This window comes from Sodalis sp. RH22, from assembly GCF_047324165.1.
In the GTDB taxonomy this organism is placed as follows: Bacteria; Pseudomonadota; Gammaproteobacteria; order Enterobacterales; family Enterobacteriaceae; genus Acerihabitans.
In genome coordinates, this window is record NZ_CP178731.1 from 3,221,782 (window position 1) to 3,247,362 (window position 25,581).

Annotated in this window: 24 protein-coding genes; 11 read left to right on the forward strand and 13 right to left on the reverse strand. The window is 57.4% G+C overall.

Annotated elements, in window-relative coordinates; genetic code table 11:
- Positions 1 to 11: 11 nt before the first annotated feature.
- Genes lsrD through lsrA form a run of 3 tightly spaced genes read right to left on the reverse strand, consistent with a single transcriptional unit; the run spans position 12 to position 3,626 of the window.
- Positions 12 to 1,019, reverse strand: coding sequence for an autoinducer 2 ABC transporter permease LsrD (lsrD, locus tag ACL2XN_RS14700; RefSeq protein ID WP_413728949.1), 1,008 nt, complete (start codon positions 1,017 to 1,019; stop codon positions 12 to 14).
- The gene (gene lsrC, locus ACL2XN_RS14705) at positions 1,019 to 2,092 is read right to left on the reverse strand and encodes an autoinducer 2 ABC transporter permease LsrC (protein ID WP_413728950.1); all 1,074 of its coding nucleotides are present in this window, start codon (positions 2,090 to 2,092) and stop codon (positions 1,019 to 1,021) included. Before lsrC ends, lsrD begins: the two co-directional genes overlap by 1 nt.
- The gene (gene lsrA, locus ACL2XN_RS14710; protein WP_413728951.1) at positions 2,085 to 3,626 is read right to left on the reverse strand and encodes an autoinducer 2 ABC transporter ATP-binding protein LsrA; all 1,542 of its coding nucleotides are present in this window, start codon (positions 3,624 to 3,626) and stop codon (positions 2,085 to 2,087) included. Before lsrA ends, lsrC begins: the two co-directional genes overlap by 8 nt.
- A gap of 218 nt (positions 3,627 to 3,844) precedes the next feature.
- Here lsrA and lsrR point away from each other — a divergent pair, with 218 nt between their 5' ends.
- The gene (gene lsrR / locus ACL2XN_RS14715; RefSeq protein ID WP_410012339.1) at positions 3,845 to 4,810 is read left to right on the forward strand and encodes a transcriptional regulator LsrR; all 966 of its coding nucleotides are present in this window, start codon (positions 3,845 to 3,847) and stop codon (positions 4,808 to 4,810) included.
- A 47-nt stretch (positions 4,811 to 4,857) separates the two neighbouring features.
- On the forward strand, positions 4,858 to 6,465 hold the full coding sequence (gene lsrK, locus ACL2XN_RS14720) for an autoinducer-2 kinase (RefSeq protein WP_410012340.1): 1,608 nt from the start codon (positions 4,858 to 4,860) through the stop codon (positions 6,463 to 6,465).
- A gap of 70 nt (positions 6,466 to 6,535) precedes the next feature.
- Here lsrK and ACL2XN_RS14725 read toward each other — a convergent pair whose 3' ends face one another.
- Positions 6,536 to 7,273 carry a metallophosphoesterase gene (locus ACL2XN_RS14725; protein ID WP_410012341.1) on the reverse strand — a complete coding sequence of 246 codons (738 nt, stop codon included), beginning with the start codon at positions 7,271 to 7,273 and terminating at the stop codon, positions 6,536 to 6,538.
- 569 nt (positions 7,274 to 7,842) lie between these two features.
- On the opposite strand from ACL2XN_RS14725, the gene panE reads away from it, so the two are divergent.
- The 5 genes from panE (at position 7,843) to ACL2XN_RS14750 (ending at position 11,371) form a co-directional block, all read left to right on the forward strand.
- Positions 7,843 to 8,775 (forward strand): 2-dehydropantoate 2-reductase, encoded by a 933-nt coding sequence (gene panE / locus ACL2XN_RS14730; RefSeq protein ID WP_413728952.1) that lies wholly within the window; start codon positions 7,843 to 7,845, stop codon positions 8,773 to 8,775.
- Between the two features lie 90 nt (positions 8,776 to 8,865).
- Positions 8,866 to 9,435 carry a cytochrome b gene (locus ACL2XN_RS14735; RefSeq protein ID WP_410012344.1) on the forward strand — a complete coding sequence of 190 codons (570 nt, stop codon included), beginning with the start codon at positions 8,866 to 8,868 and terminating at the stop codon, positions 9,433 to 9,435.
- 102 nt (positions 9,436 to 9,537) lie between these two features.
- The gene (locus ACL2XN_RS14740; protein ID WP_413728829.1) at positions 9,538 to 10,020 is read left to right on the forward strand and encodes a tetratricopeptide repeat protein; all 483 of its coding nucleotides are present in this window, start codon (positions 9,538 to 9,540) and stop codon (positions 10,018 to 10,020) included.
- A gap of 23 nt (positions 10,021 to 10,043) precedes the next feature.
- Positions 10,044 to 10,571 carry a sigma-70 family RNA polymerase sigma factor gene (locus tag ACL2XN_RS14745; protein ID WP_410016643.1) on the forward strand — a complete coding sequence of 176 codons (528 nt, stop codon included), beginning with the start codon at positions 10,044 to 10,046 and terminating at the stop codon, positions 10,569 to 10,571.
- Positions 10,571 to 11,371, forward strand: a complete 801-nt coding sequence (locus ACL2XN_RS14750; protein ID WP_413721997.1) for an anti-sigma factor family protein — start codon at positions 10,571 to 10,573, stop codon at positions 11,369 to 11,371. The genes ACL2XN_RS14745 and ACL2XN_RS14750 overlap by 1 nt, the downstream gene beginning before the upstream one ends.
- Before the next feature lie 128 nt (positions 11,372 to 11,499).
- Here the strand turns inward: ACL2XN_RS14750 and ACL2XN_RS14755 are convergent, their stop codons facing one another.
- Entirely contained in the window at positions 11,500 to 12,171 is a 672-nt protein-coding gene (locus tag ACL2XN_RS14755; RefSeq protein WP_410012346.1) for a TetR/AcrR family transcriptional regulator, read from the reverse strand.
- 507 nt (positions 12,172 to 12,678) lie between these two features.
- Between ACL2XN_RS14755 and ACL2XN_RS14760 the strand changes: the two genes are divergently transcribed.
- Entirely contained in the window at positions 12,679 to 13,257 is a 579-nt protein-coding gene (locus tag ACL2XN_RS14760; protein WP_410012347.1) for an Ail/Lom family outer membrane beta-barrel protein, read from the forward strand.
- A 140-nt stretch (positions 13,258 to 13,397) separates the two neighbouring features.
- Here the strand turns inward: ACL2XN_RS14760 and gntU are convergent, their stop codons facing one another.
- Positions 13,398 to 14,735 carry a gluconate transporter gene (gene gntU / locus ACL2XN_RS14765; RefSeq protein WP_413728953.1) on the reverse strand — a complete coding sequence of 446 codons (1,338 nt, stop codon included), beginning with the start codon at positions 14,733 to 14,735 and terminating at the stop codon, positions 13,398 to 13,400.
- A gap of 613 nt (positions 14,736 to 15,348) precedes the next feature.
- Here gntU and ACL2XN_RS14770 point away from each other — a divergent pair.
- Positions 15,349 to 16,488, forward strand: a complete 1,140-nt coding sequence (locus ACL2XN_RS14770; RefSeq protein WP_410012349.1) for a glycosyltransferase family 9 protein — start codon at positions 15,349 to 15,351, stop codon at positions 16,486 to 16,488.
- Positions 16,478 to 16,834: a DUF1493 family protein gene (locus ACL2XN_RS14775; protein WP_410012350.1), complete on the forward strand. Its 357-nt coding sequence runs from the start codon at positions 16,478 to 16,480 to the stop codon at positions 16,832 to 16,834. Before ACL2XN_RS14770 ends, ACL2XN_RS14775 begins: the two co-directional genes overlap by 11 nt.
- On the opposite strand, the gene ACL2XN_RS14780 is transcribed toward ACL2XN_RS14775, so the two are convergent.
- The 3 genes from ACL2XN_RS14780 to cbpA form a co-directional block, all read right to left on the reverse strand.
- On the reverse strand, positions 16,831 to 17,844 hold the full coding sequence (locus tag ACL2XN_RS14780; protein WP_410012351.1) for a glycosyltransferase family 9 protein: 1,014 nt from the start codon (positions 17,842 to 17,844) through the stop codon (positions 16,831 to 16,833). The genes ACL2XN_RS14775 and ACL2XN_RS14780 overlap by 4 nt on opposite strands.
- A gap of 195 nt (positions 17,845 to 18,039) precedes the next feature.
- Complete coding sequence (locus tag ACL2XN_RS14785; protein ID WP_410012353.1) at positions 18,040 to 18,342, reverse strand: chaperone modulator CbpM; 303 nt, start codon at positions 18,340 to 18,342, stop codon at positions 18,040 to 18,042.
- A 6-nt stretch (positions 18,343 to 18,348) separates the two neighbouring features.
- On the reverse strand, positions 18,349 to 19,287 hold the full coding sequence (cbpA, locus tag ACL2XN_RS14790; protein ID WP_410012354.1) for a curved DNA-binding protein: 939 nt from the start codon (positions 19,285 to 19,287) through the stop codon (positions 18,349 to 18,351).
- A gap of 341 nt (positions 19,288 to 19,628) precedes the next feature.
- Here cbpA and ACL2XN_RS14795 point away from each other — a divergent pair, with 341 nt between their 5' ends.
- Positions 19,629 to 21,059 carry a sugar porter family MFS transporter gene (locus ACL2XN_RS14795; RefSeq protein ID WP_413728954.1) on the forward strand — a complete coding sequence of 477 codons (1,431 nt, stop codon included), beginning with the start codon at positions 19,629 to 19,631 and terminating at the stop codon, positions 21,057 to 21,059.
- Positions 21,060 to 21,213: 154 nt separating this feature from the next.
- Here ACL2XN_RS14795 and ACL2XN_RS14800 read toward each other — a convergent pair whose 3' ends face one another.
- The 4 genes from ACL2XN_RS14800 to ACL2XN_RS14815 form a co-directional block, all read right to left on the reverse strand.
- Complete coding sequence (locus ACL2XN_RS14800; protein ID WP_410012356.1) at positions 21,214 to 22,137, reverse strand: carbohydrate ABC transporter permease; 924 nt, start codon at positions 22,135 to 22,137, stop codon at positions 21,214 to 21,216.
- A 9-nt stretch (positions 22,138 to 22,146) separates the two neighbouring features.
- A complete protein-coding gene (locus ACL2XN_RS14805; RefSeq protein ID WP_410012357.1) occupies positions 22,147 to 23,379 on the reverse strand; it encodes an ABC transporter substrate-binding protein in 1,233 nt (410 codons plus the stop codon).
- A 128-nt stretch (positions 23,380 to 23,507) separates the two neighbouring features.
- Positions 23,508 to 24,308, reverse strand: coding sequence for a carbohydrate ABC transporter permease (locus tag ACL2XN_RS14810; protein WP_410012358.1), 801 nt, complete (start codon positions 24,306 to 24,308; stop codon positions 23,508 to 23,510).
- Positions 24,309 to 24,327: 19 nt separating this feature from the next.
- Positions 24,328 to 25,452 (reverse strand): ABC transporter ATP-binding protein, encoded by a 1,125-nt coding sequence (locus ACL2XN_RS14815; RefSeq protein WP_410012359.1) that lies wholly within the window; start codon positions 25,450 to 25,452, stop codon positions 24,328 to 24,330.
- Positions 25,453 to 25,581 lie beyond the last annotated feature (129 nt).

The window sequence follows — 25,581 nt, forward strand, 5'->3', positions numbered from 1 at the left end:
AGAGATAGTCATCATAAGGAAACCCGCGGGCGCAGCCGGCGAGTCAGGAAGCGGGCCAATAGTTCCCGATGCAGGCTGGCGGAGCGGCCGATAACCACCAGGATCAGCAGCGCGCCCGACAGGGCGCTGGAGACCTGGTTGGCGACGCCCGCCATTTGCAGGCCCTGCTGCAAAAAGCCCACCAGCAGGGTCGCCAGCGCGGTGCCGAGGATGGAACCGGAGCCGCCGTAGATATTGGCCCCGCCGAGCACCGCGGCGGTAATCGCCGGCATCAGCAACGCGCCGCCCAGGTCGGACCGGGCGGAGCCGAAATAAGACACCAGCAGTACCGCGGCCACCGCCGACGCCAGGCCGGTCAAGCCATATACCGCGCACAGGGTGCGCCCGACCGGCACCGCGCTATAACGCGCCACGCGCGCGTTTTGGCCGATAACAAAGCAATTGCGGCCGAGCCGCGTGCGGTGCATCAGCAGCCAGAACCCCATCAGCGTCAGCAGGAACAGCAGCAGCGGCATCGGCAGGCCGCCCGGCGCCAGGTTGGCGAAATCGCTGAAGACCGCGGGAAAACCGCCGATGCCTTCAAACCCGGTGGCGCCCGCCAGGCCTGACAGCAGCAGGGCGCTGCCGCCGAACAGATACAGCGTGCCAAGGGTTATCACCAGCGGATTCACGCCGGTATAAAGAATCAGGGCGGCGTTAAGCAGCCCGCACGCCAGGCCAAGCAGCAGGGTCAAGGGGATCGCCAGGGACAGGGGCACCCCGCCCTGGAACAGGACCCCGAGCGCGATGGCGCACAGTCCGACGGTGGCGGCGAAAGAGATATCAATCCCGCCGCTGACGATAACCATGGTCAGCGGCAGGGCGACGATGCCGATGGCGATAAAATCACTGGTGCTGAACAACAGCATATTGAGATCCAGCATGCGCGGGTTGATGACGCCGAACAGCAGGATTTCCGCTATCAGCAGCACTATCAGCGCGCCTTCCCAACCATAGCCTTTTAGTTTTGCCGGTTTCATCAGGCCACCCCGCTGTTCTTTTTAGTGGTGCCGGACGCCGCCGCGCGCGCGCCGCCGCCGGGGCGTTTTTTAGCGTCTTTGGCCTTCGCCGCCGGCGCCGGCATAAAACGGGCGTATTTCTGGCGACGGCGGTTCAACTCCAGCGCCCGGCGCAGGCGGCCGTCGAAAATCAGCACGCCGAGCAGCACCAGGCCGGCGATAAAATCATTCCACCATGCCGGCAGACGCAGCAATACCAGCACGGTGTCGATTTGCGTCAGGAAATAGGCGCCGAGGATGGCGCCTATCACCGTACCGGTGCCGCCCAGCAAACTGATGCCGCCCAGCACGCAGGCGGCGATAGCCTTCATTTCCAGTCCGCTGCCGGTCTGGTTGGGGACAAAACCGATCTGCGAGGCAAACACGATGCCGGCAAGCGATGCCATCGCCCCATTAACGGCAAACGCGGCGATACGGATGGCGTTTACCGGCACGCCTAATTGGCGCGCGCCCTGCAGATTGTCCCCCACCGCATAGAAGTTGCGCCCGAGCGCGCTGCGCGAGCATAGCCAGAACAGGCCGGCCAGCAACAGCATGATCACCCAGCCGATGGGCGAGACGCCAAACCAGGACGGATTGGACAAAGACTTTAACCCGGACGGCAGGCCTTCAATCCATTTACCGCCGGTCAGCAACAGCATCAGTCCCCGGTACAGCCCCAGGGTACCAAGCGTGGCGACAATGGCGGGTATCCGGCACCAGGCGACCAGCACACCGTTAAACAGCCCCGCCACCAGCCCGGTCAAAAGGGTAAACACAATGGCGGTGGCCAGCGGCCAACCGGCATTGAGCAACAATCCCAGCGTTACCGCGCAAAGACCGGCGATGGACCCCACCGACACATCGATATTGCGCGTCAGCATAACCAGTGCGGCGCCCATCGCCAGCAGCATCAGGATCTGCGCGCTGCTGAAAATCATCAGCAGCGTCTGGAAACCGATATAACCGCGATCAAGCGCCCCCAGCAGCACAAACAGCACCAGGATGGCCAGCAAGGCGGTAAATTCACGGTTATTCTGCAATAGTCTAAGCATCCGCGATCTCCTCATCCGGGGCATGGGAGCCAAAGGCCATGCGCATCATGTGTTCTACGCTTACGCTGCCGCCCGTCATGGGCGCGCTTAATTGCCCCTGATGCATGACAAAGACCCGGTCCGCCAGCAGCGCTATCTCTTCCGGATCCGAGGAAATCAGCAGCAGCGCCACATTCTGCGCCACCACCCCGCGCAGCAGCTGGTAGATATCGGCGCGCGCCGATACGTCGACGCCGCGCGTCGGTTCGTCGACGATCAGCAGACGGGGCTGCGCTTCCAGGCATTTGGCGATCAATAGCTTTTGCTGGTTGCCGCCCGAGAGGGTGCGCGCCGGCTGATCGGGATCGGCATATCTGATGCCCAGCGCGCGATGGTAGCGTTCCAGGGTGGCTTTTTCCCGCCGGGGATGCAGCCACCAGCCGCGGCGGCCGGCGGTCAGCGCGGCGGTATTCCAGTACAGCGGCGCATCCAGGTACAATCCCGACGACTGCCGGTCCTCCGGCAGGTAGACCAGCCCGGCCGCCAGCCGCTGGGCCAGCGTCAGCGATCCGATATCGCGTCCCTCCAGCCGTAGCTGCCCGCCGCGGACCGGGCGCAGGCCATACAGCGTTTCCGCCAGCTCAGTACGCCCGGCGCCCACCACGCCCGCCAGGCCGATGATTTCTCCGGCATTAACCGTGAAAGAGACGTCTTTAAACCCTTCGCCGGTAAGGCCCGACACGTCCAGTACCGGCCCGCGGGCGGCGAAGGTATTGCGCCGTCCCGGCAATTCCAGCCACATCTTCTGCTCCACCGGCAGGCTATCCACACGCGCCACGGGGGCGATCGCCTGGATAAGCGCGTCGGTGGTAAACGCACCGATGGCGCCGCTGAGGGTAATCGCGCCGTCGCGCATAACGCTGACCCAGTCCGCCAGGGCATGGACCTCCGGCAGTTTATGGGAGATAAACACCACCCCCACCCCTTGACCGGACAGGTCGCGCACCTGTTGAAACAGACGCTGGGTTTCCGCGGGCGTCAGCGACGCCGTGGGTTCGTCGAGGATCAGGATACGCGCGTCGCGCATCAGGCCGCGCAGGATCTCGACTAACTGCTGGTCGGCCACTTCCAGCGTGCCGGCCGCGGCCTGCAGCGGCAGATCGCAGCCCAGGCGGTGCAACAGCGCCTGCAATTTCCGGCTATCGGCCTGATGGCGCGGCAGGCGGAACAGGATATTCTCCTTAACCGTCATGTTGGGAAACAGCATCGGCTCCTGGGGCACCAGATAGATACCCAACTGATGCGCCCGGGCGGGCGTCAGCGACGGGCAGGGCTCGCCCATGATGCTTAGGGCGCCGCTGTCCGGCGCCACCACGCCGGCGATGATTTTCATCAGCGTCGACTTACCCGCGCCGTTGCCGCCGAGCAAGGCATGCACTTGCCCCGGCATCAGGGTAAAGGCGATATCTTTTAATACCGCCACGCCTGAATAGCGTTTGCTGACGTTATGCACGCTGAGCAACGGCGTGGGTTCCATCGGGGATGGTAGTATCATGCTGCCTCGATGCGTATGAACAAATGAATTTAAAATTCAAAACTGTTCATAATCCTAGTTGGGCCGTTATAATAAAACCGCCAGATCGATCACATTTTGTGCATCACGGGTTTATTAACCGCCGTACCAGATGGCGGAAAGGTCTTTTTGTCGTCTCCATCACAATTTAGCGTTGTGATTAATTGAACAATTGATTTAAATTTTAATAAGTGTTCTATATGAAGAAAAATAATCCGGATCATTTCAACCCAGCGGACAGCAGCATGGCCGAGCAGGAACTGTTAGCGCGTATAGCGTGGTTTTATTATCACGACGGCATGACCCAGGGAGAGATTGGCGAGCAGCTTGGGCTGACCCGCCTCAAGGTGTCGCGTCTGCTGGAAAAAGGCCGCCAGTCGGGCGTCATCCGCGTACAAATTAACTCCCGTTACGAGGGATGCCTGGAGCTGGAAAACCAATTGCTGGAGCGTTTCGATTTGCGCCACGCGCGGGTGTTGCCGGCCTTGCCGCAGCGGGATATGAGCCAACGCATCGGCATCGGCGCCGCCCAGGAGATCATGAAACAGCTTCAACCGCAGCAACTGCTGGCGGTGGGTTTTGGCGAAACCGCCATGAGCACGCTGCAGCATCTGAGCGGTTTTATCACCTCGCAGCAGATCAGGCTGGTGACCCTTTCCGGCGGGGTCGGTCCCTATATGACCGGCATCGGCCAGTTGGACGCCGCCTGCAGCGTCAGCATTATCCCGGCGCCGCTGCGCGCGTCCTCGGCAAGCGTGGCGGAAATTTTCCGCCAGGAGCGCAGCGTACAGGATGTCATGCTGACCGCCTGCGCCGCGGATATCGCGGTGGTAGGCATCGGTTCGCTAAGCCAGCGGCGCGAGGCCACCATCATGCGTTCCGGTTATATCAGCGAGGGGGAACAGCTGCTGTTCGGACGCAAGGGCGCGGTGGGCGATATTCTTGGCTATTTTATGCAGCGAAACGGCGAATTGACGGCGGCCATGCCAATCCACCAGGAACTGATCGGCATATCGCTGCGGGATTTGGACAATATTCCCTTGGTGATCGGCGTGGCGGGCGGCGTGGAAAAAGCCGAGGCCATCCTGGCGGCGCTGGCGGGCAAACATATCAACGCCCTGGTCACGGAAGAAAGTACGGTGAGGGCCATGCTCGATAGGCTGTAATCCATACCCATAACGCGCCCCGGCGCGGATAAAACAGAGATAAAACCATGACATCACTCTGTAACCCTACGCACAATGACCCCGCCCCCGGCGGCGATTATCTGATGGCGATCGATGCCGGCACCGGCAGCGTGCGGGCGGTAATTTTCGATACCGCAGGCAATCAGGTGGCCGTGAGCCAGGCTGAATGGCGGCACGTCTCCGACCCCGCCATCCCAGGGTCCATGGACTTTGATCTGGACAACAACTGGCAGCTGGCCTGCGGATGCATACGCCAGGCGCTGCAACGCGCCGGGCTTCCTCCCCTGGCGATTCGGGCGGTGGCCGCCTGCTCCATGCGCGAAGGCATCGTGCTCTATGATCGCCACGGCAAGCCCATCTGGGCCTGCGCCAACGTCGATGCCCGCGCCAGCCGCGAAGTGGCCGAGCTGAAAGAACTGCACGATTATTGTTTTGAGCGCGAGGTATATGAGTATTCCGGGCAAACCCTGGCGCTGAGCGCCATGCCGCGCCTGTTGTGGCTGGCGCACCACCGGCCGGACGTGTATCGCCGGGCGGCGACGCTGACCATGATAAGCGACTGGCTGGCCTATATGCTTTCCGGGGAACTGGCGGTCGATCCCTCGAACGCCGGCACCACCGGCATGCTGAGTCTCTCCAGCCGCGACTGGCAACGCAGCCTGCTGGATATGGCCGGCCTGCGCGCCGACATGCTCTCGCCGGTGCGCGAGACCGGCACCCTATTGGGCGAGGTCACGCGCCTGGCCGCGCATGCCTGCGGACTGGCGGCGGGCACCCCGGTCGTCATGGGCGGCGGCGATGTACAGCTCGGCAGCCTGGGATTAGGCATCGTGCAGCCGGGACAAACCGCGGTGCTGGGCGGCACCTTTTGGCAGCAGGTGGTTAACCTGCCCGCGCCGATGACCGATCCGGATATGAACATCCGCATCAATCCCCATGTCATCCCCGGCATGACGCAGGCCGAGTGCATCAGCTTTTTTACCGGGCTTACCATGCGCTGGTTTCGCGACGCTTTTTGCAGCGAGGAAAAATCCATCGCCGCGCGCATGGGCGTGGACACCTATAGCCTGCTGGAGGAAATGGCGGCCCGCGTACCGGTGGGATCCCATGGCATCATGCCGATATTTTCCGACGCCATGCATTTTAAATCCTGGTATCACGCCGCCCCCTCGTTTATCAATTTGTCCATCGATCCCGATCGCTGCAATAAACAGACGCTGTTCCGCGCCCTGGAAGAAAACGCGGCCATCGTTTGTGCCTGCAATCTGGAGCAGATCGCCCGCTTCTCAGGCGTACAGGCGCCCTCGTTGGTTTTCGCCGGCGGCGGATCCAAAGGTAAGTTATGGTGCCAGATCCTCAGCGACGTTACCGGCCTGATGGTTAAAGTACCCGAGGTCAAGGAAGCCACGGCGCTGGGCTGCGCCATCGCCGCCGGGGTGGGCGCCGGCATCTATCCGGCGCTGGCCGAAACCGGCGAGCGCCTGGTGCGCTGGGAGCGTGAATACCAGCCCGACATGGAAAACCATCAGCGCTACCAGGAAATGAAAATCAATTGGCAGGCGGTGTACGCCGATCAGCTGGGCCTGGTGGATCATGGCCTGACCACCTCGATGTGGAAAGCGCCCGGGCTGTAAACGGCGGGGAGTGCCGGCCGCGTTGCAGGGATGGCAACGGTATGGCGCAGGTTATATCTCTTAACGGCAGTCATATAAAAAAGGTTGTGGCCTGATAGGTTGCGCCGAACTCCAGGATGTTGAACCCGCGCTTATTTTCCGTGAGTAGTGTTCTGGCGCCGTCTTGCCATTGAAACGAGGTCGCCGGGCATACGCTTATCATGCAATTATTTTGTATTTCCTGATATTCTGTATGCGCATGGCCGCAGCACAGCGCCTTGATTTCATCGTGAGCCTGACAGAGGGCGATAATGTCTTCGCCGTTAAGCAGCATGCAATCATCGACCAAAGGTATACCTACGGCAACGGGGTGATGATGCATAAATAATGCGATATTATTTTTTTCACCGCCGGCGATTTGCCTGCGCAATGTCTCCTGCGCCTGCGCGGACAGGAAACCGCTGTCCTGGTTATTTTGTACGGTGTCGACGCAGATAAATTGCCAATCGTCGCATAACAACGCCTCTATCTTGCCGACGTTTTTTTCCGCGCCGAATACCGCAGCCAGATTTATTGCGTTATCATGATTACCACCCAAATAATAAATCGGCAGACTCAGCCTTTTCATCTGTTGCAGCGCAAGCCGATAAGACGCGTGAGAACCGTCATCAGAGATATCACCGGTAACCAGCAGTGCTTCGCATGCAAAATTATGATGGTCAATAATAACGTCTATCACCGAGGTTAACCCCTCATAGGTATTATAGCCATGGATCGTCGCGCCAGGCGTTGAGCGCAGGTGGCTGTCGGTGATCTGGATGATTTTCATTTCTTATCTCCGCTAATATTAATTCATATAACATTATCAAAACTTTTGAATACTATCTTATCGATGACATTATTATCGGATCGAATGACGGGTCATCCATCATGCGCCGATTAACAGGTCGGCCGGCACTTTTACCGCCAAGCGTCAACATATACGATTCAATAATCTATTAAGAATGGCATAATATATTTTATTTTAAAATCATATTATTAAATTCATTATAATTGAATAAAATGACATTTTCATGACCAGACCGGATCAAACAGCAGGTGGCGAAAATAATCCCGCGGTAATTGCCGCCGCAATATAAATCCCGGCCTGACGCTGGCTATTGAGACTGAATAGCGTGGATTATCACGGTAGTATTTTTCATAATAAACCGCTAGAAAGATATTTTCTTAACGCCATGCATTGCGTTTAGATTAACGTATCCTGTCCGCTCCGTGGCGCAGGCCCCATCCCAGACCGGGTTATGCGATGCCTGGGATGTCCGCGCGCTGAGTTGCATCCTCACCCATTTCTGGCGGATGATGGGGTTCTTCACTATTTAACAATAAGAAGGGAATACTATGCGGATCTTAGTTGTCGGCGCAGGCGCTACCGGAGGTTATTTTGGCGGCAGGCTGGCCCAGGCCGGACGCGACGTGACTTTTTTGGTGCGCGGCAAGCGTGCCGATGCGCTGCGCCATCACGGCCTGCGGTTAGTCACTCCCACAGGCGAGACGTCATTGCAACCGCAGCTGATAACCGCTGCGCAAATCAACCGCCCCTTTGACGTCATCCTGTTAACGGTAAAAGCCTTCGGCCTGGAAGCGGCGCTTAACGATATTGCCCCGGCGGTGGGCGCCGATACGATTATCATGCCGATACTCAACGGCATGAAGCATCTGGAGATCCTCATCGACCGCTTCGGCGGGCAGGCGGTTATCGGCGGGTTGTGCAAAATAGCCGCCACCCTTGACGAACAGGGACGGGTCGTGCAATTAAGCCCGCTGCATGAATTCACCTACGGCGAACTGGACGGCTCGCTGTCCGATCGCATCAGCCGGCTTGATGCGCTGTTCAAGGATGCGGGTTTTACCTCCCGGTTATCCACCACCATCATCAACGATATGTGGGAAAAATGGCTGCTGCTGGCAAGCCTCGGCGCCATTACCTGCCTGATGCGCGGCAATATCGGCCAGGTGGCCGCGGCCCCGGGCGGGGAACAGTTCGCCCGCGCGATGATAAACGAGATACTGACGGTGATAACCTCGGCGGGCTATCAGCGGCGCGAAGACTATATCGCGCATACCACCGCGTTATTGACTCAGAAAAATTCAGCGCAAACCTCGTCCATGTACCGGGATATGAACCAGGGTTACCAGGTGGAGGCGGAGCAGGTGCTGGGCGATCTGGTGGCAATAGGCCAGCGCGCCGGGCTCGCCACTCCCCTGCTTTGCGCCGCCTATACCCATCTGGCGGTCTATCAGCGCGGCCGGGAGCACGCCGTAGCGTCATAGGCCGGTGAGAAAAATAATTTATAAAAAGCGAATAAATTGCCACGATGAGGTGTTTACTCTGTATTCCAACCAGGCAATCAGGATACAGGTATGTCAACCACACCTTCCGCGTCGGAAAAAACGCCCTCGCGACGCTATGATAAATGGACCATCACGTTGCATTGGGCAACGGCGTTAATCGTTATTTTTCTTTTTGCCAGCTCGCAGATATGGGAGCAACTGGAGCGCGGTACGCCCTGGCGTAAAGGGCTCCAGTCGCTGCACATCTCCTTCGGTATCATGCTCGCCGCTCTGATTGTCGCCCGGCTTATCTGGCGCGGTACGGCCGGGAAACGATTACCCGCCGCCTCGTCGTCATTATGGCTGCACCGTATCGCCAAGCTGACCCATTGGGCGCTATACCTGCTGCTGATCGGGCAGGTTACCCTGGGCTTTCTGTTCCGGTGGGCTCAGGGCGAACCTTTTCTGTTTTTCGGCCTGTTTCCTGTTCCTGATATTTTCGGCGTCGATCCCATGCTGCGCCGTACGTTCGGCATGCTGCATTTCTATACCGCGTGGACCATTATCATCCTTGCGGGCCTGCATGCCTGCGCGGCGTTATTCCATCACTACGTTCTGCGCGACGATACGCTGAAAAGAATGTTCCCGCCGGCAGAATAACGTCCGGATATCCGCCCCTTAACCACCGGAGTACCAACCATGACTTATGCAGCGACTGTAAGGGTATTAAAAAAACGCGTCCTGCCGCTGGCGGGCGGCGTCATGCTGCTGCTGTCCGGCGCGGCGAACGCCATGGGCGACAGTTCGGCCACGACGCCCACCTGTCCCAAGGGACAGATCTACGATTCACGCACCAAAAGCTGCATGGTGGATAAAGGCGGCATGCTATCCGACGCCGATCGCGCCCGGTATGCCTATTCCCTGGCCAAGGCCGGGCGTTATGACGAGGCGCTGGGAGTATTGAATACCCTCAGGCAGCCCAATACCGCCCGGGCCTGGAATTATCGCGGTTACGCCACCCGCAAGCTGGGGCGCACCGACGAGGGCATCGGGTATTATCAGAAATCGATCGCCCTCGATCCGCATTATGCCCAGGTACGCGAATATCTTGGCGAAGCCTATATGATCAAGGGACGTCCGGACCTGGCCAGGGAACAGCTGGCCACGATCAAGACCCTGTGCGGTACCGGATGCGAGGAATATCGCGATCTGGCGGCGGCCATTGACGGCCACCCCGAGCTGTAGGCAGCGCATCCGGCAGTGAGAGGATAAGTGTGAAAGCAGACGAGATCAGAGGCGAACTGGAGCACCATCTGGCGCGCCTTTGGCGCTACGGCATGGTGTTATCGCGCAAACCGGATATCGCCGATGATTTGGTGCAGGCGACCTGCGTGCGCGCCCTGGAGCGTGCGGGGCAGTTTACCGCCGGCACCACCCTGGATCGCTGGCTGTTCACGATTCTGCACTCAATATGGGTCAATGAGATCAGGTCACGGTTAATCCGCCAGGGCCAGGGATTTGTTGATATCGATGGCGCCGATGTTCCAACCGACGACCATAGCGCGGTGAATGCTATTTGGGCGAATCAAGTCATGGCGCGGGTCAACCGGTTGCCGGAGGCGCAGCGCAATGCGGTATTCCTGGTTTATGTGGAAGGTTTTACCTATCAGGAAGCGGCACATACCTTGTCCGTACCTATCGGCACTATTATGAGCCGACTGGCGACCGCCCGGCAACGGTTGGCAAACGACACCGCCGTCGCGTCAGGACGGATCGTGGCAGAGGGGGATTTTTAATGACACAACAACACCCGGCTCCGCCGTTTTCCGATGAAACCCTGGTGGCTTACCTGGATAATGAAATCAGCGCGGAACAACGCCGTCAGATAGAGGAGCAGGTCAGCCGGGACCCACGGCTGGCGGCGCGTCTGGCCCATCTGGATTCCGCCAGCCTGCCGTTTGGCGCGGCTTATGCCGGCCTGCTGGAACAGGCGCCGGTGGCCCGCTTAAAGGCCGGGCTGGCAACGCTGTACGCCGGGTCTTCACCATTGCCGGCGTCGTCTGCGCGCGGGAATGGCGTCAGCCGGCGCCAGCTGATCGCGGCGGCGATAGCGTGCCTGGCGGTGGGCGGCGTGGCCGGACGGCTGTCGGCGGGGCTGGGAGAAGGCGAAGCGCCCGAGGGCAACTGGCGCGGCCTGGTTGCGCAGTATATGTCGCTTTATACCAATGAAACCTTTGCCGACATGCCCGAATCCATGGCGCTGCAACACCGGCAACTGCGCACTATCGGCGCCAAGCTGGGCCTGGCGCTTGAGCCTTCACGCCTGTCCCTGCCGGGGATAGAGCTGAAGTTTGCCCGGATGCTGCGTTACGATAGCCAGCCCATTGCGCAAATCGCCTATCTGGACCCTAGCCATGGCCCACTGGCGTTCTGTATTACCACGGCCGATCGCGCGGTTAACCGCGGCGCGCAAAGCGAAGTCCGCCTGGAGATGAACGTGGTGTACTGGAGCGCGCAAAAGCACCATTTTATGCTGATCGGCCATAATCCGGCGGCGGAAATGCGTACGCTGGCGCAAAAATTAATGCTGGGGTAATCAGTGGTATCACGCAGGCAGCCGTGTAAAACGGACCAGCGCACGGCGGGGGATGTACACGCCCCCTGGCCGGCGCGCCAAGGGTGGTGGGGGGCCAGGCTGCGCCGACGGGCCGCCGGGGGTAAAAGTCAGGCTTCGACGGCGGCAAGCAGCCTGAAGTCCGCGCCGATGCGGATTAATTCCGGCCAGACCGCCATAAGCGTGGAAACGATACTGTCCAAATCTTCCTGGGTTGCGCCGTCCCGGGCCTGGACCGACATGCCTTGCAGCGTGCAGGCCAGATATTTCGCCAACGCCGGGATGTTGGTGCCGGCGGGCAGTTCGTCCTGGGCCTGGCGGGCCAGCAGGAATTCCCGCAGCGTATTTTCCTGCAAATGGTGGCGCGTGCGCAGCAATTCGGCGACATCTTCCGAGGAGGCGGACAACGCCGCCGACGTGCAGATGATAAAGCACCCTGAAGGCAGGCTCTTATCGGTAAAGGTGGCCGCCGCGGCGCGGAAAAAACCTTCCACGGCTTCGGTGATGGAACTGCCGGGGCGTGTCAGCAAGGCTTTGCCTTTCTCGGCGAATTTGCTGACATAGCGTTCCACCGCCGCGCGAAACAACCCTTCTTTATTACCGAACTCGGCATACAGCGTCGGCGCCTTGGCGCCGGTGGCCTCGACCAAATCGGCCATTGAGGTGGCTTCATAACCATGCCGCCAGAACATTTCCAGCGCCTTGTCCAAAGCGATGTCGCGGTCAAACTGCTTAGGGCGTCCACGACCCTTCTTCAGACATGCTGCTTGTTCAATGCTCATGACATCCTCTCTGGCCCAAACTGCGGTGATTGAATAATTAATGGCCATTATAAAAAATCGCGACGCCAGTGTCGAGGTGGTTTTCAGATTTTGTCAAGGCTGTTGCCCCAGGGACATCCCGGCGCGAGGACCGCTTTCGACAGCAGAGAGCGGCAATAATGGTCGAAGGCGGAGGCAAGGTCCTCTCAACCGCGGCCGGGGCATGGAATATAATGCACAGACGTCATCTTTTTTTTAATTCAGGCAATAGCGGTTAATTATAAAAAATAATCGAATTTCATGCCGACACCCTCTTTTGTTACATACATTACTTAATACTTTAATAAGCAATTTTATGAACATGCATTACCAAGAAGTTCAATTTAACCCGGTGATTTTTATTTATTCTTTCTCAGTGTAACGTTTCGTTTAAAATTCTCGCCCTCAAACACGTTATTATACTCACGCGTTATAACACTATTGAACAATTGCATATATTTAATTTATAAATTAATTAAGGATGAGATAATGAAAAAAATATGCCTTGCGCTGGCCGCTTGCGCGACCCTGGGAACCAGTTTTGCCGCCGCCGCTAACGAACATACCCTGTCTTTGGGGTATGCGCAGAGTAAAATTTTAGACTCCCGTCCCAAAGGCGCGAATCTCAAGTATCGTTATGAAGGGGAGAGTCCGGTCGGTATTATTACTTCCATGACGTTTATGGGCTCCAATGATTCTTACTCCGCATTTGATCCTAAACAGAACTATCGCACCGGCGAAGAAAAAGAAAAATTCCGTTATCTGTCTCTTGCCGCCGGCCCGGCTTTCCGATTCAATGAATTTATCAGTATTTATGGCCTGGCTGGGGTTAACTTTAATAAATTGGACTATAACCGCAAGGCTTATGATAAAACAGGAAAGGTAATAAGAGAAAACCAGGCTAACTATAAAAATACGTCCCTGATGTATGGAGCCGGTGTGCAGTTTAACCCCACTTCAAACCTGACGCTGGACGTGGGATATGAAGGCTCCCATTTCAAAGCCAGCGATAATCATAAATCACTGGCAATCAATGGGTTTAACGCGGGCGTGGGTTATCGCTTCTGATTAGCGCTGCCCGCCGACGGCAAGAATGATTGCCGGCGGCGGGCAGATGTCTTATCCGGACAGTGTGATTCACGCCCGTCTACGCGGTGGCTATCGGCATCCTCTTGAGCGGCTATGGACGCAAAGCCGCGTGGAGGGAATCATAGCAAGGCAAAGGCAATCATGCCCACCACCGCGCCGGTGGTGCCGAGAATGGTTTCCATAACCGTCCAGGTCTTTAACGTTTGCAGTTCGGTGGCGCCGGTCAGCTTGCCGAACAGCCAGAAGCCGGCATCGTTGACGTGACTGCAGACAATGGAGCCGCCGCCGATGCATACCGACAGCGCCGCCATCTGCGCGCCGCTGAATCCCAGCGGCGCGACCACCGGCATAATCAGGCCGACGGTGGTCAGGCAGGCAACGGTGGCGGACCCCTGGATAATGCGGATAGCGGCGGCCAGCACAAAGCAGGCCACGGCAATCGGCAGTCCGGTGCTGATCAGGGCATTGCCCAGCGCCGGCCCTACGCCGGAATCCACCAATACCTGTTTGAATACCCCGCCGGCGCCGGTCACCAGCAGGATGATGCCCGCCGGCTGCAACGCCGCCGAGCAAATCTCCATCACCTTATCCTTGCTCATGCCCTGGCGATAAGCCAGACCGTAGATGGCCACCAGGCAGGCGAGCAGGATGGCGATAAACGGGTGACCGACCAGTTCCATCCAGCGATACATGGTTCCGCCCTGGGCCACAAAGCGCACGCCGATGGTTTTCAACCCCACCAGGATCAGCGGAAACAGCACCAGCGAGACGCTAAAACCAAACGACGGCAGCTCGCCCGTTTTCAGCTGCGGTTCAGCGACATCCGCCGGCACCGGGATAAAAACAGACTTGCTGATAACGCTGCCGAATACCGGACCGGCCAACAGCATGCCCGGGATTGCCGCCATCAGGCCGATGGCAATCATCCAGCCAAAATCCGCGTGCATCTGCGAGGCGAGCAGCATTGGCGTCGGACCAGGCAGCAAAAATGCCGCCGCCGCCGCAACGCCGGCAAATAACGGCACCAATAACTTAACCAAATTACCGTCGGTACGGCGGGCGACGGCAAAAACCACGCCAATCAGCAGCATGACCGCCACTTCAAAAAACAGCGGCAACGCGCAAATTAATCCCACGATGCCCATAGCCAAAAAGGCGCGGCTTTCGCCAAAGCACTTCACCATTTTACCGGCGATTTGATCCAGCGCGCCGGTCTCATGCAAAACCTTGCCAAACATCGACCCCAGAGCGACGACGATGGCCAGGAAGCCCAGCGTCCCGCCCATGCCCGCCTGCATGGTATCGGCAATTTTTTCCAGCGGCATTCCGGAGAAGATACCTGTGCCCACGGAAACCAACAGCAGGGCGACAAACGCGTGCATACGCGCTTTCATCACCAGGAACAGCAGGATAAGCACCGACCCGATGGCGGTGATAATCAATGTTAAGGTACTCATATTGCCTTATCCGCCATACCGGTCATGGCGCCGCCGGTCCTGACGGTAGTTCTTTTTTGTGCGATCACGCGCTGACTCCTAAAGAAAAAATGTTACCGGTAACAATAGTCCTTCCTGACTATAAAAAAGGCAAGAACTTAGAAGCAGATCACACTAAAAGTGTGATGTACCTCCAAAAAATGGGGTTATATCACATTTTTTTTGTAACGAATGTTGCTTTGCCCCAGACCGGGTCGAGTCACAGGGTGAATAAATAACTCACGGGTAGATTATGTAATGTTACTCATGGATTTAAGCAGATATTATTGCAAGATATGCCAAACCCTATTTAATTTATGACAGAGTTACTATTAAAATTAAAATTAATTGAACTTACCAAAATAAAAACCCTCCAAGGACAAGCTCATGGAGCATTTGGTATAAACGCCATTTAAGTAACATATAAAATTATTTAATTTAACTTGGCGATAAAAATGGCATACCCTGTTCTTCTGGCCGCTCCGTTTTGCCATCAGCATTTACGAATTTAACGATTTCCTGGCAATAATAGCGAATATTTTTTGGCCAGGTTATGTTATTATGCCTTTAATTCTCTTATTAATAAAATAACGCTATGAAAAGAAATAAGATCAATATTATCAACAAGATACTCTCTTGCTACACTTTTTTTAGCGGCTATAAAAAAGGCCGGGCGGACGAGTGCAACAATAATGACATTAGTTGTATTGTCATCTATTCCACTACTGCGCTAGGCGATTTAATTCTTAATACCCCTGCAATTCATGCGCTCAGGAAAAAATTCCCCCATGCCAGGCTGGTGCTGGTGTCCAGCCCGAAAAATAAGGAACTGGTACATAACAGCGCGCTGTTTGACGAGGTCATATACTGGAACAATAAGTTCAATAATATTATCTATTTTATCTATAAATTACGTCGCCTGCGTCCGCAATTGGCGGTGATCCTGCACTCCTATTTTCCTTACGATATCCTAAGCGTGGTACTGGCCGGATGCCGTTACATCTTTCGCGATCATTACGGCAGCGAAAGCCCGGCGCTCAACCCCTGGCTCACCGCCTACTCGCAAAAATTCGAGGGACATACCGTGCAACGCAAGCTGAATCTGCTGCAACCCCTGGGATGCGATACGACCGCGGTGCGGATGGCGATTCCAGTGGTCATCCCGCATCAGGCAAAACCCCTGGATAGGGTTCGCGTCGGCTTCCAGCTTGGCGCCTCGCGGGATTTCAGGCGCTGGCCGCCGGCGAGCTTCGCCGCGTTAAGCCGCAAACTGATGGATCAGGATTCAACGCTTGACGTGGTGCTTATCGGCGGCAAGAACGAGTTATCCCTGGTCGATGACTTTATGGCCCTGATACCGGCTGATAACCGGCGCCGGGTAATTTCACTGGTGGGTAAAACCAGCCTGCTGGAACTTGCCGCCGCGATAACCACTTTTGATACGCTGGTAACCGGCGATACCGGGCCACTGCATCTGGCGATTGCGCAGCAGGTGCGGACCGTAAGCTTGTTCGTGACCGCCAATCCCTTGTATACCGGGCCCTACCAGGACCAGCACCTGCACCATGTGTTTTATAAACCGCTGCACACGCTGGCGCCGGACCTGGCCAACAGCCCGTTCCCGATGACGGCCATTACCGTCGATGAAGTTTTTGCCGCCGTGCGCCGAAGTTACCGCCGCGGCCAGGACAACACGCCGGATCTGGCAATGAGCGAATACCATTATGGAACCTGATTTGCGCCAGCAGGTATTCGATTTTATCAGCCCGTTTCGCCAGCCCGATATCTGGGGCCGGAGCAAGCCCCTGTGCCCGGCCTTTTCCCTGCGCGAGGATCTGAATTTATCCCAAGACGAATTCGATCACCTGATGAACGACTTTTTTCTGCTTTTTCAGGTCGACGCCAGCCACTACGACCATTTGGCCTATTTCCCGGAAAACAACCGCCCGATCCCCATCAGGATAATGCAGCATTTGGGCCTGAGCATCGGTGCTGCGCCGCCAGACGGTCCGCGGCCATTAACCCTGGCGATGCTGGTCTCGGCCGCCCGCGCCGGCAGATGGCCGCGGCAGGAAAACTAGCGCGCTTCCGGCCTGAGCCCGCGCAACGCCTGATACACCCGTTCGGGTGTCAGAGACGCCACATTGTTATCCTCTGCCAGCAAAACCGTATGCGGCACCCGCCAGGGGGCCCAGCATATCGGATCGCTGTCGCCGAATAACGCGACAATGCCTTTGCCCAATCCGGCCGCGATATGCATCGCCCCGCCGTCGCTGGTCACCACGCTGTCGCACAGCTGCATGGCCGCCGTCAGCTCATCCAGCGATCGGGTGGCGATAGGGATCAAACCAGGTAAACGGCAGGCGGCCACAATGCGCGCAGCCAACGCGTCATCACCCGGATGCGTGGGATTATCCGCCGCGCCCGGCGACCAGAGCAGGATGATCCTGCCGGGACCGGCGGCGGCGATGAGCCTTGCCAAGGCGACAAAATGAGCCTCGGGCCAGCGCTGCAGAATTCTGCGGGCGCTGATTTGCAGCCCGATGACCGGCTGGCCGGGCTCGATGCCGTAACGTGCCGACAGCGCGTCGACCGCGGCCGGATCGGCGTTAAGCACCAGGGGTCCGGCGGGCGAGCGTAGCCCCAGGGGGGCCAGCATACGGTGAAATCGCTGCACCAGATGTTCCCGGCTCTCTGGCGGCGGCGTGACCAAATCGGTAATCATCGGATGGGAAAGTTCGCCCAGGGCCAGGATCCTGGCGGCCCCCGACAATGTGCCCCATTTTAATACCCGCCGGTCCCAGCGACTTTTGGCAATCACGGCAATATCGTAATGCGTACGGCGGATAAGCCACATGATTTTTATCCGGCGCAGGAGAATACCGAGACGGGATGCGCCCGCGCCGCGATGGTGGCTTTTCTGATAGACGTAGATATTGCCGATATCGGGATTGCGCGCCAGCACCCCGGCATTGTAGCTGTTTGCCAGGACATCGACCTGGTAGCCGCCTTCCCTGGCCAGGGCGCGGATGAGCGGAGTGGTCAACAACGTATCGCCGATATTATCCCGACATACCACCAAGGCTCTCATGGCGTAGCTCCGCTGATAGAATTAACAGTCAGGTTAAAACCCCACCGGGCCACATAAGGATGGTTTATGACCGGTTATAGGACACCGGCGAATTAGACACGTTCAACCATTTGAAGATAAATGATAAGGCAATAAATGATATCAGCCCTGGACCAGGGCTGAAAGAGGGGGGTAACCGGCCGGGTCGCCGGCCAATTATTTCATCAGAAAGCGGTCCAGGCGCTGATGCAAACGCCGGTTCTCCGTTCTTAAGCGGGAGATTTCGTCAAGCAGGTTCACCGCCAGCGCAATGCCCGCCCAGTCCAGCTCCAAATCCTGGCGCAGGCGCTGCGCCCGCTTAAGCTCCCGCAACGCCGCCGGCTCGAAACGCCAGTCGTCGGTTGAGTTATCCTGCGGGGCAATAATGCCCAACGCCACCACTTCTAACAGTTCGTCCCGGGAAATACTGGCTGTTTGGCAAATTTCCGTGATTTCCAGGGTAACCCTGACATCGGTCATGGCCTTTTACTCCCATTCCGCACGAGGATTAAACGCACATTGCGCGGCGAGCTGCGTCCACAGGTCACGGGCCCGATCGTCGGCCTGCGGCGGCATCACCACTTTAATCAAAGCATATAAATCGCCGGTTCCCTGCTTATTCACCAGGCCCTTGCCCTTGACGCGCAGGTGCTGGCCGGTCTGGCTGTTGGCCGGCACGGTAAGGGTAATCTTGCCGGTGAGCGTGGGCACAGTGACTTTAGCGCCAAGCGCCGCTTCCCAAGGGGCCAGGGGCAAAGTGACCAGCAGGTTGTTGCCGTCGATGTCAAATAACGGATGCGGGGCGATGCGGATAACCAAATAAAGGTCGCCATTGTCGCCGCCGTTGCTGCCCGCGGGCCCCTGTCCTTTGATGCGGATGCGATCGCCGTCGCTGACGCCGGCGGGGATCTTCACCTTCAGCGTTTTGCCGATCGGCGCGCCCTGCCGCCCGCGCTCAACCGGGGCCGACAGTTGATAACTGATGGTGCGCTGGTGCTCCTCAAGGGTTTCCTCCAGGAATACCGCCACCTCAATTTCAGCATCCTGGCCGCGCCTGGGCGCGCGGGCGCGCTGTCCGCCACGGGCCTGGCCGCCGAACACCGATTCAAAAAAATCGGAATAGTCACGCGGCTCGAAATCGTTTTGCGCCTGGCCGCCGGCGCGCCCGCCGGGCTGCCAGCCGGGGGGTGCCTCGAAGCGCCCGCCCTGACCATATTTACGCAGTTCATCGTATTCGGCGCGACGGGCGCTGTCCTTGAGCACCTCATAGGCTTCGGCGATATCTTTGAATTTAGCTTCGGCATTGGGCTCGGTGCTGACGTCGGGATGATATTTACGCGCCAGCCGGCGATACGCGGTTTTGATCGTTTTAATATCGGCCGTGGGTTCGACACCCAGAGCGGCATAATAATCTTTAAAATCCATACAGCCCTACCGCCATATTTGATGTAGTGAATTGCGGCGTTTAAACCCACCGCTGACGGAAATACCTGCAATTTGATTAACTTTAGCACTTCGGCCAGTGCATTAAAAGTCTGTCCGGTCGCCGGCGCGCGGCATAAAAAAAGCGGGCAATCGTAAAGCTGTTTTATCCATTTTGTAGGGATTAACCAGCTTGTAAATGTGATACACCTATCACAAATACCCGATAAGTAGCAGGACTCTCTATATCTTTAGCCGACCAAGTCTCACGCTGAACGGCAATGGGTTCCATGTTAAGCACCTGTCCGGCTGACCGCCGTTGTTATGCTTTGTATGGAGACTTCATGTCACACTCTGGCGAATACCCCTCCCCGGCCGCCGCTACCGGCATTCCGTTGGCCGGTAACGCGCGCTTTATGAATGCGTTTATCTCCTTCTCCGCCGCCATGGCCGGCCTGTTGTTCGGGCTGGATATCGGCGTGATTGCCGGCGCCCTGCCACTTATCGCCGAGCATTTTTCCCTGAGCAATCAATTGCAGGAGTGGATAGTCAGCAGCATGATGCTGGGCGCGGCGATCGGGGCGCTGGCCAACGGCTGGTTCTCTTCCCGTCTGGGACGCAAATACAGCCTGATGATTGGCGCCGTGCTGTTTATCTTCGGATCTCTTGGCTCGGCGCTGGCCCAGTCGGCGGAAATCCTGTTGCTCAGCCGTGTGCTGCTGGGTTTTGCCATCGGCATCGCGTCCTATACCGCGCCGCTTTATTTGTCCGAAATGGCCACCGAATCCATACGCGGCAAGCTTATCGCCATGTATCAACTGATGGTGACCCTGGGCATATTGCTGGCCTTTTTGTCCGATACCGCCTTTAGCGCTAGCGGCAACTGGCGCGCCATGCTGGGCGTGCTGTGCATCCCGGCGATCGTCTTGCTGGCGGCGGTGTTTTTTCTGCCCAACAGTCCCCGCTGGCTGGCATCCAAGGGACGGCATATCGAGGCGGAACAGGTACTGCGGATGCTGCGCGACACCTCGGAAAAGGCGCGGCAAGAGCTCAATGATATCCGTGAAAGCCTGAAGCTCAAGCAAAACGGCTGGGCATTATTCAAATCCAACGGCAATGTGCGCCGGGCGGTGTTTCTCGGCATGTTGTTGCAGGCAATGCAGCAATTTACCGGTATGAATATCATCATGTATTACGCGCCGAAAATTTTCAGCCTGGCGGGATTCACCACCACCCGCCAACAAATGATCGCGACGGTTATCGTCGGTCTGACGTTTGTGCTGGCGACATTTATCGCCATCGGCATGGTGGACAAGGCGGGGCGCAAGCCGGCGCTGAAAATCGGCTTTAGCGTCATCGCCGTCGGCACGCTGCTACTGGGGGTTTGCCTGCAATTGATCGATAGCGGCAATCATTCCGCCGGCATTTCCTATCTGGCGGTGGGCATGACCATGATGTGCATCGCCGGTTACGCCATGAGCGCCGCGCCGGTGGTCTGGATCCTGTGTTCTGAAATCCAGCCGCTGAAAAGCCGCGACTTCGGCATTACCTGTTCCACCACCACCAACTGGGTCGCCAATATGATTATCGGCGCCACCTTCCTGACCCTGATGGGACATATTGGCGCCGCCGCCACGTTCTGGCTCTACAGCGCGCTTAATGTGGTCTTTGTGGTGATCACCTTTATCCTGATACCGGAAACCAAAAATATGTCGCTGGAAAAAATAGAGCACAACCTGCTGGCGGGTAAAAAGCTGCGGCATATCGGCCAGTAGCGGCTAATAGCGGCTAATAGCGGCTAATATACCGCTATCGTCAGTCGTTGCCGGCGCCAATACCGATATTAGCCGCCACCTGCCTTCATACGTGCCGGGCGCCAATCCCCTGGGCTGGCGTAACGTTATCAGGAACCGCGGGTTGCCCCGGCGATTAACGACGCCGCTCCAGCATGGCGAAAAAGATGACCGTCATGGCGAGCACAATGAGCAGCAATACCAGTGCGGCGGCCGAGCCTTCGTTAATCGACAGGCCGAGGAAGGCCCGACGGTAGGCAAAAAAACTCAGTACCTCGGTGGCGGTACCGGGGCCGCCGCGGGTCAGCACATAAGGCAAATCATAGGTTCGCAGCTCGTTAATCAGCTGGATGACCACGGCGATGGCCGCCACCGGGCGCAGCATCGGCAAGGTAATATACCAAAATTGCTGCCATTGCCTGGCGCCGTCCATTTCGGCGGCCTCGTAAGGTTCACGTGGCAGCGCGGCAAGACCGGCCGCCAGGATCAGCACCACAAAAGACATTTGCTGCCAGACATCAATAAACGCCATGCTCCAGAACGCCAGGGTCGGATTGCCCAACCAGTCCATGCGCGGTAGTCCCCAGGACTCGAACACATGGTTGATAATACCCAGGTTGGGCTGCAGCAACATACGCCAAATCAGCGCAACGCATACCGGCGACATCGCCATCGGGATGGTCAGCAACGCGAAATAAAGCGGCCGGGTCCTGACCACCCGGTTAAGCATCAGAGCAATGCCCAGCCCCGCCAAAAACTCGCCGGTGACGGTAATCAGCGAATATTTAATAGTCAACCAGGCAGCCGCCCAAAATGCCCCATCGTTCAGCACGGCGACAAAGTTGTCGATGCCGGCAAACGGCGCCAGGGCAGGCCGCATCAGGGTAAAGGAAGAGAAAGCCAGGGCGACGGCATACAGCACAGGGAAACCCAGCACGATAGCCAATGCGGTCAAACCCGGTGAGGCAAACGCCCAGCCGGTCAGGCGAAACCGGTCAAACCCGACGCGGTCGGGTTTTGTCTGTCGCAGGGAAGCTGCGGAGGTTTTAGATAGCATCATCAATGACTTCTACTTCTTCATCAGCTTTTCAAGCTGGGCGGCGGATTCCGCCAGCGCCCCGTCAACGGTGCCGCTGCCGCCGGCCACTTGGGAAAGTTGGGTGCCGAGCACATCCTCATACTGGGCGGAATAGGTGAAGATAGGGAAAGATTTGCCGCTGGCGACCACCTGCTGCGCGGTTTGGTAATAGGGGAATTTAGCCAGCACCGCCGGGTCTTGGTAGACATCGGCGCGCACCGGCGCATGGCCCTGCAGCGCGCGCTCGGTTTCGGTTTTTTTACTTTGCACCCATTGGATAAAGGTCCAGGCGGCCTGTTTTTCTTCAGGTGAAACATTATGTGGAATGCCCCATCCCCAGCCGCCGCTTTCACCATGGCCGCCCGGCATCGTCGTCAGCGCCAGTTTACCCGCCACGGCCGGGCATGCCTGCTGGTTGTCCAGTTGCGGCAGCATCCACCAGTAGGTGATCATGCTGAAGGCCTTGCCGCCGCACATCAAACGCATGGTATCGTCGAGGGTGGCGGACAGCGCGCCAGCTTGGGCCCCATGCTGGATGGCATCGACATATAAGGCCAGGGCCTTTTTACCCGCCGGGCTATTGAGCACCACCTTATTATCCTGGTCCAGGTAATCGCCGCCGGCGGCAAACAGATAGTTGGAGAATTCCATGCTGTTGGGATCCCCGCGTTGCCCCTGCATGGCCGCCCCGGCAATACCCTGTTTTTCTTTAATATATTTAATTAACGCGACATAGTCTTGAAGCGTTTGCGGTGGCACCAACGCCTTATTGGCGCTGGCCTGGTATTGCTGCTGTAGCGTTTTATCCGCCAGAATATCAGTGCGATATATCAGCCCCATGGAATAGTTATACATCGGCAAAATAAATAATTTATCTTTGTCGTGGTTGAGCAGTGAAACGGTGGATGGGATAAACGCCGACGTATCAAAATTATCTTTTTTAATGAGCGGGGTGAGATTGGTTAGCCATTGCGCGGCGGGAAATTCACCGGCCCATAGAAAATCCACTTCCAGCAAATTGTAATAACTTTGTGGAGCAATTAATTGTGCTACCAGCTTATCATGCATATCGCCGTAGCCGATCTTTTCAAACTCAACCTTGATACCGCTCTCTTTTTCGAATTGCGGCAGCATTTGCTCGATAATATGAGTCTCAGGGACATCTTCCATCAGGGCGCGCAATACCACCTCTTTTGCCTGCGCTGCCATAACGGTGGACAACATAACCAAACCTGATAAGAATAATATTTTTGTCTTTATTAACATGACCGGCTCCTGTTTCGTCGGATTGATGATTTTCTCTGGTGAAAAAGAACAATGGGCCGTGAGGTTTTAACTATTAAACGCTTATATTATTTAACGCTACCGAACGTCAGGCCCTTGACGATAAAACGCTGGATAAAATGCGATGCGATAATCAGCGGTAAAATGGCCATTACCACCCCCGCCGACACTTTGCCAATCTGTACGCCGTTGGACGTTTGCAACGCGGCCAGCGCCACCGGAATAGTCGAGGTTTGCGGCCCGCTCAGCACCAGGGCGAATAGAAACTCGTTCCACGAAAGAATAAACCCCAGCACCGCGGCGGCGGCCAGGCCCGGCAGCGAAACCGGCAGCACCACGTGGCGGAAGGCGCCCCAGGCGGTGGCGCCGTCGGTCATGGCCGCCCATTCCAGGTCGACCGGTATACCCTCGAAAAAACCCATCAGGATCCAGGTCAGGAACGGCAGGTTCAGCGCGGCGTACACCAGCGTCAACCCGACCAGCGAGTTGGTCAGCCCGAGCGTGCGCAATAGGGCAAACGCCGGCAATACCAGCGCCACCGCCGGCAGCATTTGGGTTGCGAGCATAATAAAGCGCGCCGCCCGTCCGCCGGTCCTGAAACGGGCAAACGCATAACCGGTGGCGGCGGCAAACGGCATCGCCAGAATCACCGAACATATCGAGACAATCAGACTGTTGCGGTAATGAACCAGAAAATTGTTTTTCTCAAGCAGTCCCTGGTAATTTTCCCATGACCAGCCTGGGAACAAATCGGCGCTGTAGGCCATAGGCTCGGGTACCAGACTCGTGCGCAGCGCCCATAACGGCGGCAGTATCACCAGCAGGCAGGAAAGTATCAGCCCAAGATGCAGTGCAATTTTGCGTAACATACCATGCCCTCGGTGTAGCCTAGCTGGCGAGTGGAGGGGAGGCCCGGCGCGGCAGGACATCCCCCGTCAGGCTGTCAAATAAATGCAGTGGGTCGGGGTCCATATAGAGGGTGATGGTACTCCCGGGCGACGGCAGAGTATGCCGGTCAAGCCGCACCACGAACCGGACATCGGCAATGGTGCCGATGACGATGTTCTCCGCCCCCAGGGCTTCCACAGCCGTCACCTTTAACATCACCGGCTGCCAGTTGGCGTTAAGCTGCCGCGCATGGAAATCTTCCGGGCGGATTCCCAGGATCACAGGCTGTCCGTCATAGTGCCGGTAATCCCCCCGCGCGTAATCCGCCACCCGCAGGCGGCAGGTGGCGTTCAGCTCAAGAGATACTCCCTTGGCCCACGCGCGCACCACGCAGGGGATCAGGTTGATGGGCGGTGAGGAAAGAAAACGCGCCACAAAGGTATTGGCCGGGTTGGCGTAAACCTCCAACGGCGTGCCGCTCTGTACCAGGTATCCGTCGCGCATGATGCAGATGCGATCACCCATGGTCATCGCCTCTATCTGGTCGTGGGTGACATACACCATCGTTTTACCCAACCTGCGGTGCAGTTTTATCAGTTCGGTGCGCATTTCGGCGCGCAGTTGCGTATCCAGGTTGGATAAGGGCTCATCCAGCAGAAAAGCCTGCGGTTCCCGCACGATAGCGCGCCCCAGCGCCACCCGCTGCCGCTGGCCGCCGGACAGGGCGCCCGGTTTGCGATGCAGAAGTTGGTCCAGTCCCAGCATGGCGGCGGTTTCGGCGACCTTTTGCCGGATAACGCCGGTCGCGGTGCCGCGCATTTTCAAACCGAAACCCATGTTTTCCGCCACCGTCATATGGGGGTAGAGCGCGTAACTTTGAAATACCACGGCAATATTGCGATCGCGGGGCGCCACATGGTTAACATTTTGGTCATTGATGCGCAGTTCTCCGGAGGTAATGCTTTCCAGGCCGGCAATCATGCGCAGCGTCGTGGATTTGCCGCAGCCGGAGGGGCCGAGAAAGATCACAAACTCACCATCGCGAATCTTCAGGTCGACGTCACGTACGCTGTACTGATTGTTTTGATAGATCTTGGAAACCCGCCGCAGTTCAATAGAAGCCATGGTATTCCCTCTCTTTGACGTTAACGCAAAACCGACCATCATCGGGGCAAACGATTGCTTTTACCGGTGGCGCGCTTTCGCCGGTTGCCTATCGGATCCCGCAGAAGTGTTGTCCGCATCTGATTAGAA

Excerpts from the sequence above, each read along its gene's own strand:
- lsrD (WP_413728949.1), bottom strand. The coding sequence starts at position 1,019 with ATGAAACCGGCAAAACTAAAAGGCTATGGTTGGGAAGGCGCGCTGATA.
- lsrC (WP_413728950.1), bottom strand. The coding sequence starts at position 2,092 with ATGCTTAGACTATTGCAGAATAACCGTGAATTTACCGCCTTGCTGGCC.
- lsrA (WP_413728951.1), bottom strand. The coding sequence starts at position 3,626 with ATGATACTACCATCCCCGATGGAACCCACGCCGTTGCTCAGCGTGCAT.
- lsrR (WP_410012339.1), top strand. The coding sequence starts at position 3,845 with ATGAAGAAAAATAATCCGGATCATTTCAACCCAGCGGACAGCAGCATG.
- lsrK (WP_410012340.1), top strand. The coding sequence starts at position 4,858 with ATGACATCACTCTGTAACCCTACGCACAATGACCCCGCCCCCGGCGGC.
- ACL2XN_RS14725 (WP_410012341.1), bottom strand. The coding sequence starts at position 7,273 with ATGAAAATCATCCAGATCACCGACAGCCACCTGCGCTCAACGCCTGGC.
- panE (WP_413728952.1), top strand. The coding sequence starts at position 7,843 with ATGCGGATCTTAGTTGTCGGCGCAGGCGCTACCGGAGGTTATTTTGGC.
- ACL2XN_RS14735 (WP_410012344.1), top strand. The coding sequence starts at position 8,866 with ATGTCAACCACACCTTCCGCGTCGGAAAAAACGCCCTCGCGACGCTAT.
- ACL2XN_RS14740 (WP_413728829.1), top strand. The coding sequence starts at position 9,538 with ATGCTGCTGCTGTCCGGCGCGGCGAACGCCATGGGCGACAGTTCGGCC.
- ACL2XN_RS14750 (WP_413721997.1), top strand. The coding sequence starts at position 10,571 with ATGACACAACAACACCCGGCTCCGCCGTTTTCCGATGAAACCCTGGTG.
- ACL2XN_RS14755 (WP_410012346.1), bottom strand. The coding sequence starts at position 12,171 with ATGAGCATTGAACAAGCAGCATGTCTGAAGAAGGGTCGTGGACGCCCT.
- ACL2XN_RS14760 (WP_410012347.1), top strand. The coding sequence starts at position 12,679 with ATGAAAAAAATATGCCTTGCGCTGGCCGCTTGCGCGACCCTGGGAACC.
- gntU (WP_413728953.1), bottom strand. The coding sequence starts at position 14,735 with ATGAGTACCTTAACATTGATTATCACCGCCATCGGGTCGGTGCTTATC.
- ACL2XN_RS14770 (WP_410012349.1), top strand. The coding sequence starts at position 15,349 with ATGAAAAGAAATAAGATCAATATTATCAACAAGATACTCTCTTGCTAC.
- ACL2XN_RS14775 (WP_410012350.1), top strand. The coding sequence starts at position 16,478 with ATGGAACCTGATTTGCGCCAGCAGGTATTCGATTTTATCAGCCCGTTT.
- ACL2XN_RS14780 (WP_410012351.1), bottom strand. The coding sequence starts at position 17,844 with ATGAGAGCCTTGGTGGTATGTCGGGATAATATCGGCGATACGTTGTTG.
- ACL2XN_RS14785 (WP_410012353.1), bottom strand. The coding sequence starts at position 18,342 with ATGACCGATGTCAGGGTTACCCTGGAAATCACGGAAATTTGCCAAACA.
- cbpA (WP_410012354.1), bottom strand. The coding sequence starts at position 19,287 with ATGGATTTTAAAGATTATTATGCCGCTCTGGGTGTCGAACCCACGGCC.
- ACL2XN_RS14795 (WP_413728954.1), top strand. The coding sequence starts at position 19,629 with ATGTCACACTCTGGCGAATACCCCTCCCCGGCCGCCGCTACCGGCATT.
- ACL2XN_RS14800 (WP_410012356.1), bottom strand. The coding sequence starts at position 22,137 with ATGATGCTATCTAAAACCTCCGCAGCTTCCCTGCGACAGACAAAACCC.
- ACL2XN_RS14805 (WP_410012357.1), bottom strand. The coding sequence starts at position 23,379 with ATGTTGTCCACCGTTATGGCAGCGCAGGCAAAAGAGGTGGTATTGCGC.
- ACL2XN_RS14810 (WP_410012358.1), bottom strand. The coding sequence starts at position 24,308 with ATGTTACGCAAAATTGCACTGCATCTTGGGCTGATACTTTCCTGCCTG.
- ACL2XN_RS14815 (WP_410012359.1), bottom strand. The coding sequence starts at position 25,452 with ATGGCTTCTATTGAACTGCGGCGGGTTTCCAAGATCTATCAAAACAAT.